This window comes from Streptomyces sp. NBC_00878 (assembly GCF_026341515.1).
GTDB lineage: Bacteria > Actinomycetota > Actinomycetes > Streptomycetales > Streptomycetaceae > Streptomyces.
Genome location: NZ_JAPEOK010000001.1, coordinates 7753628 through 7770601, shown reverse-complemented (window position 1 = coordinate 7770601; position 16974 = coordinate 7753628). Strand labels below are relative to the sequence as shown.

General features: G+C 71.3%; 14 protein-coding genes. 10 read left to right on the top strand and 4 right to left on the bottom strand.

The genetic code is table 11. The features are described from left to right. Nucleotides 1-86: 86 nt before the first annotated feature. Entirely contained in the window at nt 87-962 is an 876-nt protein-coding gene (locus OHA11_RS33680) for a MaoC/PaaZ C-terminal domain-containing protein (RefSeq protein ID WP_266502782.1), read from the bottom strand. 334 nt (nt 963-1296) lie between these two features. On the opposite strand from OHA11_RS33680, the gene OHA11_RS33675 reads away from it, so the two are divergent. The 4 genes from OHA11_RS33675 to OHA11_RS33660 all read left to right on the top strand — a co-directional run bounded on the left by OHA11_RS33675 (nt 1297) and on the right by OHA11_RS33660 (nt 5106). Then, nucleotides 1297-2250, top strand: a complete 954-nt coding sequence (locus OHA11_RS33675; RefSeq protein WP_266507638.1) for an ABC transporter ATP-binding protein — start codon at nt 1297-1299, stop codon at nt 2248-2250. Beyond that, nucleotides 2250-2969 carry an ABC transporter permease gene (locus OHA11_RS33670; RefSeq protein WP_266502781.1) on the top strand — a complete coding sequence of 240 codons (720 nt, stop codon included), beginning with the start codon at nt 2250-2252 and terminating at the stop codon, nt 2967-2969. The genes OHA11_RS33675 and OHA11_RS33670 overlap by 1 nt, the downstream gene beginning before the upstream one ends. A 45-nt stretch (nt 2970-3014) precedes the next feature. After that, nucleotides 3015-4253: a sensor histidine kinase gene (locus OHA11_RS33665; RefSeq protein ID WP_266502780.1), complete on the top strand. Its 1239-nt coding sequence runs from the start codon at nt 3015-3017 to the stop codon at nt 4251-4253. A 220-nt stretch (nt 4254-4473) separates the two neighbouring features. Continuing rightward, on the top strand, nt 4474-5106 hold the full coding sequence (locus OHA11_RS33660; RefSeq protein WP_266507636.1) for a response regulator transcription factor: 633 nt from the start codon (nt 4474-4476) through the stop codon (nt 5104-5106). Between the two features lie 199 nt (nt 5107-5305). Here the strand turns inward: OHA11_RS33660 and OHA11_RS33655 are convergent, their stop codons facing one another. From OHA11_RS33655 to OHA11_RS33645, 3 genes are all read right to left on the bottom strand, one after another. Next, on the bottom strand, nt 5306-6745 hold the full coding sequence (locus tag OHA11_RS33655; protein WP_266502778.1) for a DHA2 family efflux MFS transporter permease subunit: 1440 nt from the start codon (nt 6743-6745) through the stop codon (nt 5306-5308). A gap of 190 nt (nt 6746-6935) precedes the next feature. After that, on the bottom strand, nt 6936-8126 hold the full coding sequence (locus OHA11_RS33650; protein WP_266502777.1) for a lipid-transfer protein: 1191 nt from the start codon (nt 8124-8126) through the stop codon (nt 6936-6938). Nucleotides 8127-8138: 12 nt separating this feature from the next. After that, nucleotides 8139-10391, bottom strand: a complete 2253-nt coding sequence (locus OHA11_RS33645) for an acyl-CoA dehydrogenase (RefSeq protein ID WP_266502776.1) — start codon at nt 10389-10391, stop codon at nt 8139-8141. 190 nt (nt 10392-10581) lie between these two features. Here OHA11_RS33645 and OHA11_RS33640 point away from each other — a divergent pair, with 190 nt between their 5' ends. From OHA11_RS33640 to OHA11_RS33615, 6 genes are all read left to right on the top strand, one after another. Continuing rightward, complete coding sequence (locus OHA11_RS33640) at nt 10582-12150, top strand: MFS transporter (RefSeq protein WP_266502774.1); 1569 nt, start codon at nt 10582-10584, stop codon at nt 12148-12150. Between the two features lie 212 nt (nt 12151-12362). Then, complete coding sequence (locus OHA11_RS33635) at nt 12363-13016, top strand: class I SAM-dependent methyltransferase (protein ID WP_266502773.1); 654 nt, start codon at nt 12363-12365, stop codon at nt 13014-13016. Nucleotides 13017-13204: 188 nt separating this feature from the next. Continuing rightward, nucleotides 13205-13594 (top strand): hypothetical protein, encoded by a 390-nt coding sequence (locus OHA11_RS33630; RefSeq protein ID WP_266502771.1) that lies wholly within the window; start codon nt 13205-13207, stop codon nt 13592-13594. Between the two features lie 132 nt (nt 13595-13726). Beyond that, nucleotides 13727-14710, top strand: a complete 984-nt coding sequence (locus OHA11_RS33625) for an N-acetylmuramoyl-L-alanine amidase (protein ID WP_266502770.1) — start codon at nt 13727-13729, stop codon at nt 14708-14710. Nucleotides 14711-14886: 176 nt separating this feature from the next. Next, complete coding sequence (locus OHA11_RS33620) at nt 14887-15729, top strand: hypothetical protein (RefSeq protein ID WP_266502768.1); 843 nt, start codon at nt 14887-14889, stop codon at nt 15727-15729. Between the two features lie 167 nt (nt 15730-15896). After that, nucleotides 15897-16907 carry an LLM class F420-dependent oxidoreductase gene (locus OHA11_RS33615; RefSeq protein WP_266502766.1) on the top strand — a complete coding sequence of 337 codons (1011 nt, stop codon included), beginning with the start codon at nt 15897-15899 and terminating at the stop codon, nt 16905-16907. Nucleotides 16908-16974 lie beyond the last annotated feature (67 nt).

Sequence of the window (16974 nt, the reverse complement as noted above, 5' to 3'; positions counted from 1 at the left end):
GGACTTGCTACGGCTCAGGTGCGGGGCTCAGGTGCGGGACTTGCTACGGCTCAGGTGCGGGACTTACTCCGGTTCAGGTGCGGGGCTCAGGTGTGCTCCACGACGGTGTCGGCGAGGACCGGTGCGTCGTCCCGGTCGGCCGCGCCCACCGTCACGCGGACCCTGCCGTCCCCCTGCCACATGCGGATGCGCAGGGTCTCGCCCGGGTACACGACCCCGGCGAAGCGCGTGGCGTAGGAGCGGACCCGGCCGACGTCGCCGCCGAGTGCCGTGTCCACGACGGCCTTCAGCGTCATCCCGTACGTGCACAGCCCGTGCAGGATCGGCCGGTCGAACCCGGCGAGCTTGGCGAACTCGGGGTCGGCGTGCAGTGGGTTCCAGTCGCCGGAGAGCCGGTACAGCAGCGCCTGGTCCTCGCGGGTCGGGCGCTCAACCGTCCTGTCCGGATCGCCTGTTGGCGGTTCGGGGCGGCTGGAGGGGCCGCGGTCGCCGCCGAAGCCCCCTTCGCCTCGTACGAAGATCTGGGCGTCGTTGGTCCACAACGGGCCCTCTTCGTCGGCGACATCGGTGCGTACGACGATGATGGCGGCCTTGCCCTTGTCGTGGACGGCGGCGATCCGCGCGGTGGCGACCGCCGCGCCCTCGACGGGGATCGGGCGGTGCAGCGTGATGGCCTGGCCGCCGTGCAGGACGTGCGCGAGGTCGACGTCGATGCCCGGCATGGAGAGGCCGTTGATCACGCCCGGTGAGCCCGCGCCCGCGACGGTGGCGAAGCTCGGCAGCACGTGCAGCCTGGACTCCAGGGTGTAGCGCAGTTCGTCGGGGTCGGTCGCCGGACTGACCTTGTCGGGGTTCGCTCCGGCGCCGAGGCCGAGGTGGTAGAGCTGGACGTCCTTGGGACCCCAGGCGATCCCGGCGGACCGGGGCTCGGCCGCGAGGGCCTGGGCAACGTCGATGGGCATGGGGCTCCTGACTGCCGGTGAAGAAGACCCCGGTGCGGCCGTCCGCACCGTCGGCCGCACCGAGGTCGACACTGAGCCGAGGAACCCGCCTGTTCTAGAACGCGTTCCAGTACGGCGACCCCCTGTATAGCCCAGGGCCCGGCACATGTGAAGACTCCTGACGGCATGTCAGATACGTTCGCACGGACGCGGCCGTGACATTTGTCCTGCCCGAGTCCGTACATGCGCATCTGCCCCGACGACACCCCGGATTCGTAGCGTCGTACCCATGACGAAGACGGGGACGAAGACGGGCAAGCGGGCGGGGACGCGGGCGAGTGGGGAGGACCAGGCCGTGTGCTTCAGGGGGGCGGTCAAGGCCTTCGGTGCGGTGCGGGCCGTGGACGGCGTCGACCTGGAGATCGCGCGCGGCGAGACGGTCGCGCTGCTGGGCCGCAACGGCGCCGGCAAGTCCAGCACGATCTCGCTCCTGCTGGGCCTGAACGAGCCCGACGAGGGCGTCGTACGCCTCTTCGGCGCCGCCCCGGAGCAGTCCGTACGGGCGGGGCGCGTGGGCGCGATGCTCCAGGACACCCGGCCGGTGCCACGGGTGACGGTGGGCGAACTGGTCGGGTTCGTGGCCGGTACGTATCCCGCGCCGATGCCCGTCGCCGAGGCGCTGGAGCTCGCGGGGATCGCCGAGCTGGCCGGGCGGCGCGTGGACCGGCTGTCCGGGGGCCAGGCGCAGCGGGTGCGGTTCGCGGTCGCGCTCGTCGGGAACCCCGCGCTGATCGTGCTCGACGAGCCGACCGCGGCGCTGGACGTGGAGGCGCGGTACGCCTTCTGGGACTCGATGCGGGCGTACACGCGGCGCGGTCACACCGTCCTCTTCTCCACCCACTACCTGGAGGAGGCGGACGCCAACGCCGACCGGATCGTCGTCATCGACCACGGGCGGATCGTCGCCGACGGCACCGGCGAGCAGTTGAAGCGGGCCGCGGGCGGCAGCCTGGTCGCCTTCGACCTCGCCGACGCGGGCACGGGCATGGGCACGGGCATGGGCACGGACGGGCTGGCGGACCTGCCCGGTGTGGTCTCCGTGGAGGTGCGCGGGGGCCGGGCTCGGCTGCGGACCGACGACTCGGACGCGACGGTGATCGCGCTCGCCGAGCGCGGCGCGATACGCGGCCTGGAGGTCGCACCGGCCTCGCTGGACGACGCGTTCCTGACGCTGACCTCCCCGCCCGCCTCCGCTCCCACTTCCACTTCCACTCCCGGTTCTACGCGTACCTCTCTGGAGACGGTGTGATGGTCGACTACCTGCGACTCGAAGTGCGCCGGACGCTGCGCGACACCGGCTTCGTGATCGGCGGTGTCGTGATGCCGGTGGTGATGTATCTGCTGTTCACGAACCTCGGTGACGGCGCCGACGGCGACTGGCGGACCGTCTCGATGATCGGCATGGCGGCGTACGGCGCGATGGGCGCGGCCCTGAACACCGGCGGCGGGGTGGCCGAGGACCGGACCATCGGCTGGCTGCGGCAGCTGCGGATCACACCGATGAGCCCGCGCCAGGTCGTGACGGGCCGGGCGCTCACGGGCGCGGTGACGGTACTGCCCGCGATCGTCGCGGTCCTGGTGGCGGGCGGCCTGGTCAACGGCGTACGGCTCGACGCCTGGAAGTGGGCGGCGATCGCGCTGCTGCTGTGGCTCGGCTCGATCCCCTTCACGCTGCTCGGCCTGGGCAACGGCTATCGGCTGACCGCGCAGGCCACGGGCGTGCTGAACATGGTGTGCAATCTTGGGCTCGCGGTGGTCGGCGGCCTGTGGTTCCCGCTGAGCCTCTTCCCCTCCTGGCTCCGGTCGCTGTCCGCCTACACGCCCACGAACCGGTTCGCACAGCTCGGCACGTCGGTCGCCGACGGGCACGCGCCCGCCCTCGGGGCGGTGCTGGTGCTGACCGGGTGGCTGCTGGCCTTCGGCTCGTACGCTGTGGTCTCGTACCGCAGGGCCGCACGGACCGCCTGAACGGGGGCTGAAGACATGTCCTGGTTGCGAAGGACCAGCTGCCGGATGGCTGAGTGGCAGATGTCGCGGCCGGACTGGAAGGCCGACCGGGACGCGTTCGTGGCCGACCAGAAGGCCGTACGGAAGACCGGGAAGCTGCCGGAACGTCTGGGCCCGCCGCCCAGCGGTTTCGCGCTCCTCCCCTGGCTCCTGATGGGCATGGGCGCCTTCTCCAACCTCTTCCAGGGCAAGACCCCGAACCCGTGGATCGGCGGCATCGGCCTCCTCGTCTTCAACTCCCTCTACATCCATGTGGTGTTCCGTGCCTTCACCAAGGAGGCCCGCGAGGCCCGCTCCACCCGGGGCGCGCTGATCGCGCTCGGCGTGGTGACCTGCCTCCTCGGCGGCCTGTACGGCGGCAGCTGGCTGCTCTTCTTCCCGCTGCTCGGCCTGGCCGCGGGCGCGATCGTCCGGGGACCGTGGCTCGGCAGGACCGGCATCGGACTGAGCCTGCTCGCGGGTGTCGTGGCCGGGCTGCGGGACGGCTGGGGCGCGGTGAACGTCGCGTACGGCACGTTCCTGTCCACCATGGTGACGGCGGCGATCCTGTCCTTGTCGGACGCCGTACGTGAACTGCGCGCGGCCCGCGAGGAGTTGGCCCGCCAGGCCGTCGAGAAGGAACGCCTTCGGTTCTCCCGTGACCTGCACGACCTCCTCGGCCACACGCTCTCCGTCATCGTCGTGAAGTCGGAGGCGGCCCGTCGGCTCGCGCCCCGCGACATGGACGCGGCGCTGGTCCAGGTCTCCGACATCGAGTCGGTGGGCCGCCAGGCGCTCACGGAGATCCGTGAGGCGGTCACCGGCTACCGCGACGGCAGCCTCGCCACCGACCTCGACCGGGCGCGCTCGGCTCTCGGGGCCGCGGGCATCGACGCCGTGGTGCGTCAGTCGGGTCCGCCGCTGGCCGCCCAGACCGAGGCGCTGCTCGGTTGGGTCGTCCGCGAGGCCGTCACCAACGCGGTACGCCACAGCGGCGCGACGCGTTGCGAGATCACGGTGGATGGTTCGGCTGAGCATGTCCGGCTGCGCGTCACGGACGACGGCCGGGGGGCGGCGCCGCCGGCCGCGCCGGACACGCCGACCGCGCCGGACACGCCCATGCCCGGCATCGGCGGCACCGGGCTGAAAGGGCTGACCGAGCGGCTCGCGGCGGCCGGGGGCTCGTTGGAGGCGGGGCCCGGTGTGCGGAACGGGTTCACGGTGATGGCGGAGCTTCCGGTGGAACCGGCGGAGGCCGTTCTATAGGTGCGGGTCGGCTCCGCCGGGGGGCCGGGGGGTGTGTTGTTTGGCTGCGGGTGGGTGGGGGTTGGTCGCGCAGTTCCCCACGCCCCTAGGCAGGCGGTTGCGCCCCTGCTTTTGTCTTTAGGGGCGCGGGGAACTGCGCCACCAGCCACAACGGACCCGCAGCCAAACAACGCGCCCCCAGCGGAGCGCAACCGCCGCCTACTCTGAGCCCGTGAACGAGATGCCCCGAGACCATCGGCCCGCCAAATCCATCCGCGTTCTTCTCGCCGAGGATCAGGGGATGATGCGGGGCGCCCTCGCCCTCCTGCTCGGTCTGGAGGCGGACATCGAGGTGGTGGCGCAGGTCGGGACGGGGGACGCGATCGTGGGTGCGGCCCTGGAGTCGCGGCCGGACGTGGCGCTGCTGGACATCGAACTGCCCGGTATCAGCGGCCTGGACGCCGCCGCGCTGCTCCGGGACGAGGCGCCCGACTGCCGGGTGCTGATCCTCACCACCTTCGGCCGGCCGGGCTATCTGCGGCGGGCCATGGAAGCGGGCGCCGCGGGGTTCCTCGTCAAGGACGGGCCGGTGGAGGAGTTGGCCGAGGCGATCCGCCGGGCGCTGACCGGCGAGACCGTCATCGATCCGGCGCTGGCCGCGGCTGCGCTGAGCGCCGGGCCCAATCCGCTCACCGCCCGGGAGTGCGACGTACTGAAGGCGTCGGCGGACGGTGCGACGGTCGCCGACATCGCGTCCAAGCTCCACCTCTCCGAGTCGACCGTCCGCAACTACCTCTCGTCGGCGATCGGCAAGACGGCCACGCGCAATCGCATGGAGGCCATGCGGGAGGCTCGCCAACAGGGTTGGCTGTAAGAGGGGTTCTTTGTCTGCGGGTGGGTGGGGGCTGGTCGCGCCCCGCGGCGGAGCCGCAAATCGGAACAGCCCAGCGCCCCTTAAAAGCAGGGCGTTGCGCGTACCGCCTGTTTTCAGGGGCGCGGGGAACTGCGCGACAAGCCACAACGGACCCGCAGCCACATAACGCACCCCCAGCGGAGCGCAACCGCTGCGAACCTCAACCCCGCCCCACCACCCCACGCGGGAGCCACACCACCATCAGCACCACCCCCACCAGCAACACACCTCCACCCGTCCGGAACACCAACGCATACCCCTCCGTCAACGCCTCCGGCGAGGACACCCCACCCCCCGTCCGCGCCGCGGCGATCGTCGACATCACCGAGAGCCCGATCGCACCACCCATCGTGCGGGAGGTGTTGATCAGCCCCGACACCAACCCGGCCTCCCCCGCCTCCGCCCCGGAGGTGGCCAACGCGGCGAGCGGCGTCGCCGACAACCCGGCGCCGAGCATCATCAGGATCCCGGGGAACATGATCGCGGTGAGATACGAGCCGTCGGCGGTCATCGTGGACTGCCAGCCGAACCCGACGGCGGCCACCAGCGCGCCCAGCACGGCGACGTTGCGCGCCCCCACCACCCGCATCAACCGCGGCGCCGCCTTCGAGCCGAGCACGACCGCCAGCGAGCTGGGCACGAGCGCGAGTCCGGCGTCCAGCGGCGAGTAGCCGAGCACGTTCTGCGCGTACAGCGTCATGAAGAACCACATGCAGAACATCGCCGAACCGCACAGGAACATCGCCACGTTCGCCGACGACACGGACCGCAGCCGGAACAGCTTCAGCGGCATCAACGGCACCTTCGTCCGCGCCTCGACGAGCACGAACAGCCCGATCAGGGCAGCCCCGGCGGCCAGCGGCACCAGGGTCGCGGCCGAGGCCCACCCCTCCGCCTCGGTCTGCACGATCCCGTACGCGAGGGTCGCGAGGCCCGCCGTCACCAGCAGGGCTCCCGGCAGGTCGATCCGCCGTCCGTCACCGGCCCGGCTCTCGGCGAGCCGGAGCAGGGCGCCGGCCAGGACCACCGCGCCGATGGGCACATTGATCAGCAGGACCCACCGCCACGACAGCCCGTCGACCAGGACCCCGCCGACGAGGCCGCCCGCCGCGCCGCCGCCCCCGCCGACCGCGGTCCAGGTCGCGATGGCTCGCGCGCGTGCCGCGCCCTCGGGCACGGCCGAGGTCAGGATCGTCAGCGTCGAGGGCGCGAGCACCGCCGCCCCCAGCCCCTGCGCGGCGCGCGCGGCCAGCAACTGCCAGCCCTCCTGGGCGAGTCCGCCCGCGAGCGAGGCCAGCGTGAACAGCGCGAGCCCGATCAGGAACATCCGCTTGCGGCCGTACAGGTCACCGGCCCGCCCGCCGAGCAGCATGAAACCGGCGAAGGCGATCGTGTACGCGTTGACGACCCACTGCAGCCCTGAAGCGCTCAGCCCCAGGTCGGCCCGCATCGACGGCAACGCCGTATTGACCACGGACACATCGAGGACGACGAGGAACTGCCCCGCGCAGGCGAGTGCGACCACCACCCAGGTGGGCGGCGCGGCACGACCGGACACGGGTGTCTCTGCGGCGGTTCTGAGCGTCGGCATGGGTGTCATGGTCGCAGCGGTCCCGTGCCCCGTACATCGGAATTTCGCTGCACGATCCGTCGGCCGCGAGACCTAGGACCCGTGGACCCCGAGGACCCCGTGGACCCCGAGGACCCCGAGGACCCCGACCCCGCCCCTTCTCACGCGCCAAGCCGCCTGGCCCCGCCCGGAAGCCCCGCTCAGCCCCGCTCAGCCCCGCTCAGCCCCGCCTCAACAGGGTCACCACCGCCGCGCCCCCGAGCCCGATGTTGTGCGCGAGCCCCACCCGCGCGCCCGTCACCTGTCGGGCCGCCGCCTCGCCCCTCAACTGCCATACCAGTTCGGCCACTTGCGCGATTCCGGTGGCTCCCAGGGGATGCCCTTTGGAGATGAGCCCACCCGAGGGGTTCACCACCCACCGTCCGCCGTACGTCGTCGCGCCCGACTCCACGAGCTTCCCGGACTCGCCCTCCTCGCACATGCCGAGCGCCTCGTACGTCAGCAGTTCATTGATGGAGAAGCAGTCGTGGAGTTCCACGACGTCGACGTCCTCGATGCCGAGCCCTGCCCTCTCGTACACCTGCCGGGCGGCGGCCCGCGACATCGGCTGCCCGACGACGTCGACGCACGACCCGGACGCGAACGACTCCTCCGTGTCCGTGGCCATCGCCTGCGCGACGATCTCCACGGCCCGCTCCCCCAGCCCGTTCCGCTCCACGAACCGTTCCGACACGACGACGGCCGCGGCGGCCCCGTCCGAGGTGGGCGAGCACTGGAGTTTGGTCAGCGGCGCGTGCACGGTACGCGCGGCGAGGATCTCGTCGACCGAGTAGACATCCTGGAACTGCGCGTACGGATTGTTCGCCGAGTGCCGGTGGTTCTTGGCGCCCACGGCCGCGAGCTGCGCCTGAGTCGTGCCGTACTTCTCCATGTGCTCGCGCGCCGCGTTGCCGAAGATCTGGGCGGTGGGCGGCGTCATCTCGAAGCCGTGCCGCGCCGCCATCACGGCGTAATGACGCGCAACCGGTGACGTCTTGAAGTCACCGCCGTCGGCCCCGCCCCCGAGCGCGCCCCGCGCCATCTTCTCGAACCCCACCGCCAGTACGCAGTCGCTCGCACCGGCCTCGACGAACTGCCGGGCGAGCAGCAACGCGGTCGCGCCGGTCGCGCAGTTGTTGTTCACGTTGTAGACGGGCACACCGCTCAGGCCGAGTTCGTACACGGCCCGCTGTCCGGCCGTGGAGGCCTGGAAGCAGTAGCCGACGGGCACCTGCTCCACGGCTTCGTACGAAATCCCGGCGTCGGCAAGGGCGTTGGTGCCCGCCTCCCGGACCATGTCCCAGTACTGCCAGTCCCGGGTCTCCGGCTTCTCGAACTTGGTCATGCCCACACCGGCGACGTACGCCGTCATCTGCTCGCTCCCTCAATCCCTCGGCAGGCCGAGGATGCGCTCCGCGACCACGTTCAGCTGCACCTGTGTCGTCCCGCCGGCGATGGTCAGACACCGGGAGAGCAGGAATCCGTGCACGGCCCGCTCCCCGGCGCCCTCGCGCAACGCACCGGCCGGGCCGAGGAGTTCGAGTGCGAGGTCGGCGACCTTCTGCTGGTGCGCGGTCTGGACGAGCTTGCGTACGGAGGCACCGGCGCCCGGGTCCACGCCCGAGACCTGCCGCATGGTCGTACGGAGTCCGATGCAGCCCAGCGCGTGCGCCTCCGCGATCAGGGTCCCGACCCGGGCCCGTACGGTGTCGTCGAGGTCGGCGGAGCGGGCGACGATCGCTTCGAGGCCCGTGCCGAAGGTCAACTGGTCGGCCATGTGGACGCGTTCGTTGCCGAGAGTGTTGCGCGCGACCCGCCAGCCGTCGTCGACCGAACCGATCACGGCGTCGGCGGGCAGCACCACGTCGTCGAAGTAGACCTCGTTGAAGAGGGATTCGCCGGTGATCTCCTTCAGGGGACGGATCTCGATGCCGTCCGTCTCCTTCATGTCGACGACGAAGTACGTGAGCCCCTTGTGCTTGGGCGCGTCCGGGTTCGTCCGGGCGAGCAGGATCCCGTAGTCCGCCCACTGCGCCGAACTCGTCCACACCTTCTGCCCGTTGACGCGCCAGCGCCCGTCCGCCGTCCGCTCGGCGCGGGTCCGGAGCGAGGCCAGGTCGGACCCGGCCCCGGGTTCCGAGAAGAGCTGGCACCACAGCACGTCCCCGCACAGCGTCGGCAGCAGATACCGCTCCTGCTGTTCCGGGGTCCCGTACGCGATGAGCGACGGTACGACCCAGGTGGCGATCCCCAGTTCACCGACGCGCACTCCGGCGGTCGCCAACTCCTCCTGTACGGCGATCTGCTGGACGGCTCCCGCACCGAGTCCGTACGGCGGGGGCAGATGGGGCGCGGCATACCCGGTCGGCGCCAACTCCCTCCGCACCGCAGCCGGTTCGAGGCCTCGTACGCGCGCGATCGCGGCGCGGGCCGCCACCCGGTGCGGTGCGGCCTCCGCCTCGGGAAGCTCGGTGCGGAGCTCGCGTCTCGCCCCGCTCTCCGCCGCCGCGACCGCCCGTAGCAGGTGCCCGTTCCCGAGCAACTGCCGTGCCACCAGGGCCCGTCGGAGGTACAGATGCGCGTCGTGTTCCCAGGTGAAGCCGATGCCGCCCAGCACCTGGACGCAGTCCTTGGCACACGAGAGGGCCACGTCGAGCGCGACACCGGCGGCGAGGGCGCTCACCAACTCCCGTATGTCGTGAGGTTCTTGGCCGTCGGGTTCTTGTACGGCGCGGGCGGCGTCCCACGCCAGCGCACCGGCCCGCTCGACGCGCACCAGCATGTCGGCGCACAGGTGCTTGATCCCCTGGAACTGCCCGATGGGCCGCCCGAACTGTTCCCGCACCTTCGCGTACGCGGTCGCGGTCTCCAGCGCCCAGGCGGCGGTTCCGCACGCGTCGGCGGCGAACACGGTCGCGGCGAGGTCCCGTACGAGTCCGGAGTCGATGTCGAGAACGCGGTCGCGCGGGACACGTACCGCCGTGGCCACGACCTCCGCGGTCGCGCGCGTCGGGTCGACGCTCTCATGGACGCGGACGCACAACTGCGCGGCGTCCACCACCATCCAGAGCGTGCGACCGCCCGACGCCCCCGCCCCCGCCCCCGCCTCCGCCGCCTCCAGGATCAGCAGGTCCGCGTCACCGCCGGACAGTACGGGCGGGGCCGTCCCGTCGAGCACGTACCCGCCCCCGACCTCCCCACCTTCCCTGCCCTCCCCGTCCTCCCCGCCCTCCGTGTCGGCCACGGCGGTCAGCGTCCCCGCCCCGAAGGCGACCGCCCCGATCCGCTCGCCCGCCACCACGGCCCGTACCAGGCCCTCGGCCGGGACGCCCGCCCGCGCGAGCACCAGCGAGGCGAGCGCGTTCGCCGCGTACGGCCCCGGCAGTGCCGCCCGTGCGGCCTCCTCCAGTACGACGGCGAGGTCGAGCACCGTCCCGCCGCCGCCCCCGTGCTCCTCCGGGAGGTGCGCCCCGAGGAATCCCTGCGCGGCGAGCGCGTCCCAGTACGCGGGCCGTCCGCCCTGGCCGCCGGGTGCGTCGAGCAGCTTGCGCGTTTCCTCGGGTGGCACCGTCCGGGCGATCCAGCCGCGTACGGCCTCGGCCAGGTCCCGCTGTTCCCGCGTGATCGCGATCCCCATGCGGCGCAAGACTAGAACACGTTCCAATCTGACGGAAGGTCAGATACGGGCCGATCCGCCCCCGACTCCACTTCTCCACGTAATGAGAAGGTCAAGAATTCGTTAGCGGCTCGAAGCAACGGAATAGTTGCCTGGGCGCACGGGGTTCACACTGCACCTACCCCGCTCACGCCTCTGGAGGCAGCACGTAATGACCCGGACAACGACGGAACCGCGCACACGGAGGCCCAGCGGCAGCGGAATCGTTCCGGTGCTGGCCTTCGCGGGCATCGTTGTCGCGGTGATGCAGACCCTGCTGGTGCCGGTCATCAAGGACCTGCCGGAGCTGCTGGGCACCTCGCCCAGCAACGCCACCTGGGTGATGACCTCGACCCTGCTCGCGGGCGCCGTGGCCACGCCGATCATGGGGCGCCTCGGCGACCTGTACGGCAAGCGGCGCATGCTGATCGCGAGCCTGGCCGTGATGGTCGTGGGCTCACTGACAGCCGGTTTCACCAGCGAACTGCTCGTGATGATCGTCGGCCGTGCCCTACAGGGTGTCGCGATGGGCGCCATCCCGCTCGGCATCGGCCTGATGCGCGACGAGCTGCCGCGCGAGAAGCTCGGCTCGGCGATGGCCCTGATGAGCTCCTCGATCGGCGTCGGCGGCGGACTGGCACTGCCTGTCGCCGCCCTGATCGCGCAGCACACCGACTGGCACGCGCTGTTCTTCGGTTCGGCGGGCCTCGGCACCCTCTCGATCCTGCTCACCCTCGTCTTCGTACCGGAGTCCCCGATGCGCGCCGAGGGCACCTTCGACGTCTGGGGCGCGCTCGGCCTCTCCGCCGGCCTGGTCCTCTTCCTCCTGCCGATCACCAAGGGCAGCGACTGGGGCTGGACGTCCGGCACCACGCTCGGCCTGTTCGGCGCGGCGGCCGTCGTCCTCTTCCTCTGGGGCGTGATGGAGCTGCGGGTGAAGGCGCCGCTGGTCGACCTGCGCACCACGGCCCGCCCTGCGGTGCTCTTCACCAACCTCGCCTCGATCATGGTCGGCGTCGCCTTCTACGCCGTCTCGCTCGTCCTGCCCCAGCTCCTCCAGCTGCCCACGTCGACCGGTTACGGCCTCGGCCAGTCCATGGTCGTCGCGGGTCTGTGCGTGGCGCCGCTCGGCCTGACGATGATGTTCACGGCGCCGGTGTACGCCCGTATCTCCGCCAAGTACGGCCCCAAGGTCACCCTGATGATGGGCATGCTGATCATCGCGGTCGGGTACGGCGCCGGGCTCGGCCTGATGAGCGCCGCCTGGCAGACCGTCGTCATCGCGGTGGTCCTGGGCGCGGGCATCGGTCTCGCGTACTCCTCGCTGCCCGCGCTGATCATCGGGGCCGTACCGGCGTCGGAGACGGGCGCGGCGAACGGTCTCAACACGTTGATGCGCTCGATCGGTACGTCCGTGTCGAGTGCCGTGATCGGCATGGTGCTGGCGAACACGGCTGACCAGGTGGGCGGTGTCGCGGTGCCGACGATGCAGGGGTTCCGGGTGTCGTTCCTGATCGCCACGGGTGCGGTGTTGGTGGGGCTGGTGTTCGCGGTGCTCTTGCCGGGGCGGCGGGCGGCGGCGCGAGTGGCAGCGCGTGCGGCGAAGCCGCATCTGGTGGCGTCCAGTGAGGACGCGCCCGAGCTGCCCGATGCCGCCGGGGTCGCCTGGGCCGACGGGGCCGGTTTCCGTGGCCGTGTCCTCAGCGCCGACGGCGAGCCGGTCGCCCGGGTCACGTCGTGATTCGTCTGCGGGGCGGTGGGGGCTGGTCGCGCCCGCGATGGGGGTCCCCCCGCTCGAGCGAAGCCGAGAGTGGGGGAGGAGCCGCATGTGTCACAGCCCCGCGCCCCTGAGATGGCAGGGCTGCGCCCCTGCCATCTCAGCGGGCCGGGGTGTGGTGCACCATGAGGCGGCCAGCCAACGCATAACGCATACGTACGACCTGGAGGAACCCCATGCCCGCCGTCGCACCCAAGCCGGATGTCCTGGCCGCCTTCGAGGCTGCCAAGGGGTTCATGCCCGTGGGTGAAGGGCTCGCCTTGTATGAAGCTGCCGTTGAGGCGGGGCGGTTGGGGTTGCCGTTGCTGGAGGTCGGGACCTACTGCGGGCGTTCCACGATCCTGCTCGCCGACGCGGCGCGCGCGGCCGGTGTCACGGCGATCACCGTCGACCACCACCGCGGCAGCGAGGAGCAGCAGCCCGGCTGGGACTACCACGACCCCGCGACGGTCGACCCGGAGCTCGGCCTCATGGACACGCTCCCGACCTTCCGCCGTACGCTCCACCAGGCGCGCCTCGAAGACCACGTGGTCGCCGTCGTCGGGCGCTCGCCGCAGATCGCCGCCTTCTGGAACTCCCCCCTCGGCCTCGTCTTCATCGACGGCGGCCACACCGACGAACACGCGACCGGTGACTACGAGGGCTGGGCGCCCCATGTCGCCGAGGGCGGGCTGCTGCTCATCCACGACGTGTTTCCCGACCCGGTGGACGAGTTCACCGGGCAGGCGCCGTACCGCGTGTATCTGCGGGCGCTGGAGTCGGGCGCGTTCACGGAAGTCTCGGCTACGGATTCACTGCGGGTGCTGCGGCGGACGGGCGCGGGGGTCTGACTCACCCGCAGAGTCTGATCACCTCCGGAGTCTGATCACCTGCGGCGTCCAATCACCCCGACTCGCTCCAACCCACTTCAGCTCGTCCCGACTCGCCGCACATTCCAGCCAGTTGGTTCGTCTTCCGTCGCCGTCTTGTCCGGAAGTCCCCTCCTGAGGCTGGTGCTCCGCCATCAGGCTCAGGGGTCATGAAGATGCCCAAAAAGGTCACCACCGTCGGTGTCGTCGCAGCCGCCTTCGCCGGCGTCATGGCCATCACGGCTCCTCCCGCGTCCGCCACGACCTACAACGGATGCGTGTACCCCCGCGTCTGCTTCTACCAGACCCTCACCGACTGGAACGCCGCGGCGCCCAATGCCGCGTACCAGGACGTCACCACCGCCTACCAGAACCTCGGCCCCAACAGCCAAGGCGCCAACCACGTGTGGAACACCCGTAACGACGACCGGGCGTACCTCCGCTACACCCAGAACGGCGGCACGTACTACTACTGCATCAACCCCAACTCGGGTGTCTCCTTCAACGCGTCGCAGACCGTGACCGGCATCAGGATCGACACGGCGTCCGCCTGCCCGTAGGCCCGAACCCACACACGATGCGCCCACGGGGTGCGCCCCTCCGCCCTGACCTTGCCGGAGGGGCGCACCCCGTTCACCCGCTCGACGGCTGGAATCCAGCGGACCTCAGGGCCTCCCCGTAAGGTGGCAGGCGTGTCGTACGTAGGTCCTGACTTCGAACCTCCCCGCCCTCCGCGCCGCCCCCTGCGCGGCCCCCTGACCGTCGCCGTCGCCGCGCTCGTGCCGGGGGCGCTGGTGGGCTGGCTGGCGTGGCAGACGGTGGGCGACTCCGGCGGGGACGAGTCGGCGGCGCAGACGTCGTCCTCGTCCTCCTCGTCGGGCCGGTCCGCCACGCTCGGCTCCTCGGACGACGGCAAGGAGCAACCGGGCGGCGGCACCGACCGTACGGGTGACGGCGACGAGCCCGGCGGGTCGCCCTCCGCCTCGGCCCCCGCCGCCTCCGGCCCGCTCAAGGGCAAGGTCGTCGTCATCGACCCCGGCCACAACTCCGGCAACTTCCAGCACACGTCCGAGATCAACCAGAAGGTGAACATCGGGACGAACTGGAAGGAGTGCGACACAACGGGTACCTCCACCAACGACGGCTACACGGAAGCCAAGTTCACCCTCGACGTCGCCCGTCGCATGCGCGCGATCCTCGAAGAGGAGGGCGCCACGGTGAAGTTCACGCAGGACGGCGACCGCGCCTGGGGTCCGTGTGTGGACGAGCGGGCCGAGATCGGGAACAAGGCGAAGGCAGACGCCGTGGTGTCGATCCACGCGGACGGTTCGGGGGCGGGCAACCGCGGCTTCCATGTGATCCTGCCCGGCCCGGTGCACTCCGGCGCCGCCGACACCCGTCCCATCGTGGCCTCTTCCCGCGATCTCGGCGAGCACGTCGCCGGCCGCTTCCTGCGCGTCACCGGCAGCGCGCCCTCCAACTACATCGGCGACGGCACCGGCCTCGACGTACGCACCGACCTCGGCGGTCTCAATCTGTCAACGGTTCCCAAGGTGTTCATCGAGTGCGGCAACATGCGCGACAGCACGGACGCCGCGCAGTTGACCAGCGGCGCGTGGCGGCAGAAGGCGGCGCAGGGGATCTCTGAGGGAATCGTGAGTTTCCTGCACGGGTAGTGATCAGCCCATACATCCGGGCGGACACCCGTGTGGGACGGGCGATAGTGTCGTCCCTACGATGAGGGGCCACCCCCGCGCTACACACCACGGCCTGACGGCGACATCGGTCTGACGGCGACAGGGTGAACAGCGACGCCTCCACCGATGACGAGACGACTGACGAAGGACCTGAAGTGAATATCCGCTCCCTCACTCGAGGCGACGGCGTGGTGATCGGAGCAGCGGTTCTGCTGTTGATCGCGTCGTTCCTCGACATCTACTCGTACGACGGCGCCGGAGCCGTAGAGATGCCCAACGCCTGGTCGAGCGCGCCGCTCCTGCTGGGAGTCGTCCTGACGGGCATCGCGGGCGCCGCACTCATCGTCGTCGCCCACAGTCTGCCGCAGGTACCCAAGGTCGCCGGTCTCGACCTCGGTCAGTTCGGCATCGCGCTCAGCATCTTCTCCGCGTGGAGCGCGCTCGCGAACATCTTCGACCCGTCGGGCGGCGTCAACAACGTCGGCGACGGTTCGCCCGGCCCGGACGCGGGCACCGGCCTCATCCTGCTCCTCATCGGCTCCCTGGTCCTCGCCGCCGGCGCGGTCGCCTCCCCTCTCGTCCCGGCCCTCAAGGGCGCCCTCCTCCCCGCCCCCAAGCCCGCCGCCCCCCAGCCGTACGGCGGCCAGCCGCAGGGTGGTTACGGCTACCCGGGCGCCGGTGCCCCGCAGCCGGGCCAGCCCTACGGTGGTCAGCCGCAGCAGGGCCAGCCGTTCGGTACCCAGCCCGGTCAGCCCCAGCCGCAGCAGGCGCAGGCCCCGCAGGCGCAGCCGCCCGGTGGGGACTTCTCGCCGTTCTGGTTCGCCGTGCCGGTGCCGCGTCCGCTGTTCGCGGAGGACGGTTCGCCGACGCCGATCGCCGAACTGGCGCCGGGCACCTGGTACCTGGCCGTCGAGCAGCGCGGCCCGAGCCTGGTGGCGCAGACGCAGGACGGCCGCCGCGGCGTGCTGCAGGACACGTCGGGGATACAGCGCGGCTGAGGCATACCGCCGTCGACTGCGACTGACGCACACCGCCACCGCCGGGTTCTGTCACGGCCCTCCACCCTCACGAGCTCTTCGGGAGCTCTTCCGGGTGGGGGGCCGTTCGACGTACAGTCGCCGGGGTATCCCATATCTGACGCATCGTCAGGAGTGGAGTGGTGTGCATGCGGCTCGGACTGGCTCTCGGTTACTGGGGACGCGGCCCTTCGGCGGACCATGTGCCTCTCGCGCAGGAGGCGGAGCGGCTCGGTTACGACTCCGTGTGGACCGCCGAGTCCTGGGGCTCCGACGTCTTCACCCCGCTCACCTGGATCGCCGCGCAGACCTCAAGGATCAAGCTGGGTACGGCGATCGCCCAGATGGCCGCCCGGTCCCCCACCACGACCGCGATGCACGCGCTCACCCTCGACCATCTCTCGGGCGGACGCGTGCTGCTCGGCCTCGGCCTGTCGGGGCCACAGGTCGTCGAGGGCTGGTACGGGCGCCCGTTCCCCAAGTCGCCGCTCACCGCGACCCGCGAGTACGTCGACGTCGTCCGCCAAGTCCTCAGGCGCGAGGCCCCCGTTGAGCTGGACGGACGGTTCCACACGCATCCGTACCGGGGCGCGGACGGGACGGGACTCGGCAAGGCTCTCAAGCCGATCACGCATCCCCTCCGCGCCGAACTGCCCGTCCTGCTGGGCGCCGAGGGCCCGAAGAACATCGCGCAGACCACCCGGATCGCGGACGGCTGGCTGCCCCTGTACTGGTCGCCGCTGCGGACCGAGGTGTACGAGGCCTCCCTCGACGCCGCTCCCGAGGGCTTCCTCATCGCGCCCATGGCCCGGGCCAAGGTCTGCGACGACATCGCCGAAGGGCTGCTGCCCGTGAAGGCGATGCTCGGCTTCTACATCGGCGGCATGGGCCACGCGGCACGCAACTTCCACGCCGACCTGATGGCGCGGATGGGCTTCGAGGAGGAGGCCCGCCGCATCCAGGAACTGTTCCTGGCGGGCCGCCGCGAGGAGGCCGTACTCGCCGTGCCCGACGCCTTCGCCGACGAGATCTCCCTCGTCGGCCCGCGCGAACGGATCGCGGAACGGCTGGAGTTGTGGCGCAAGGGACCGGTGACCGACCTGCTGCTCCTGTCCCCCGACCCGCACACCCTCCGAGTCCTGGCCGAGCTCAACGCATAGCCCCCTCTACGGCGGACCGTGCCGGACAGGCCGCCGCGCGTCGCCGCACCTCGCTGCCCGTCGGGGC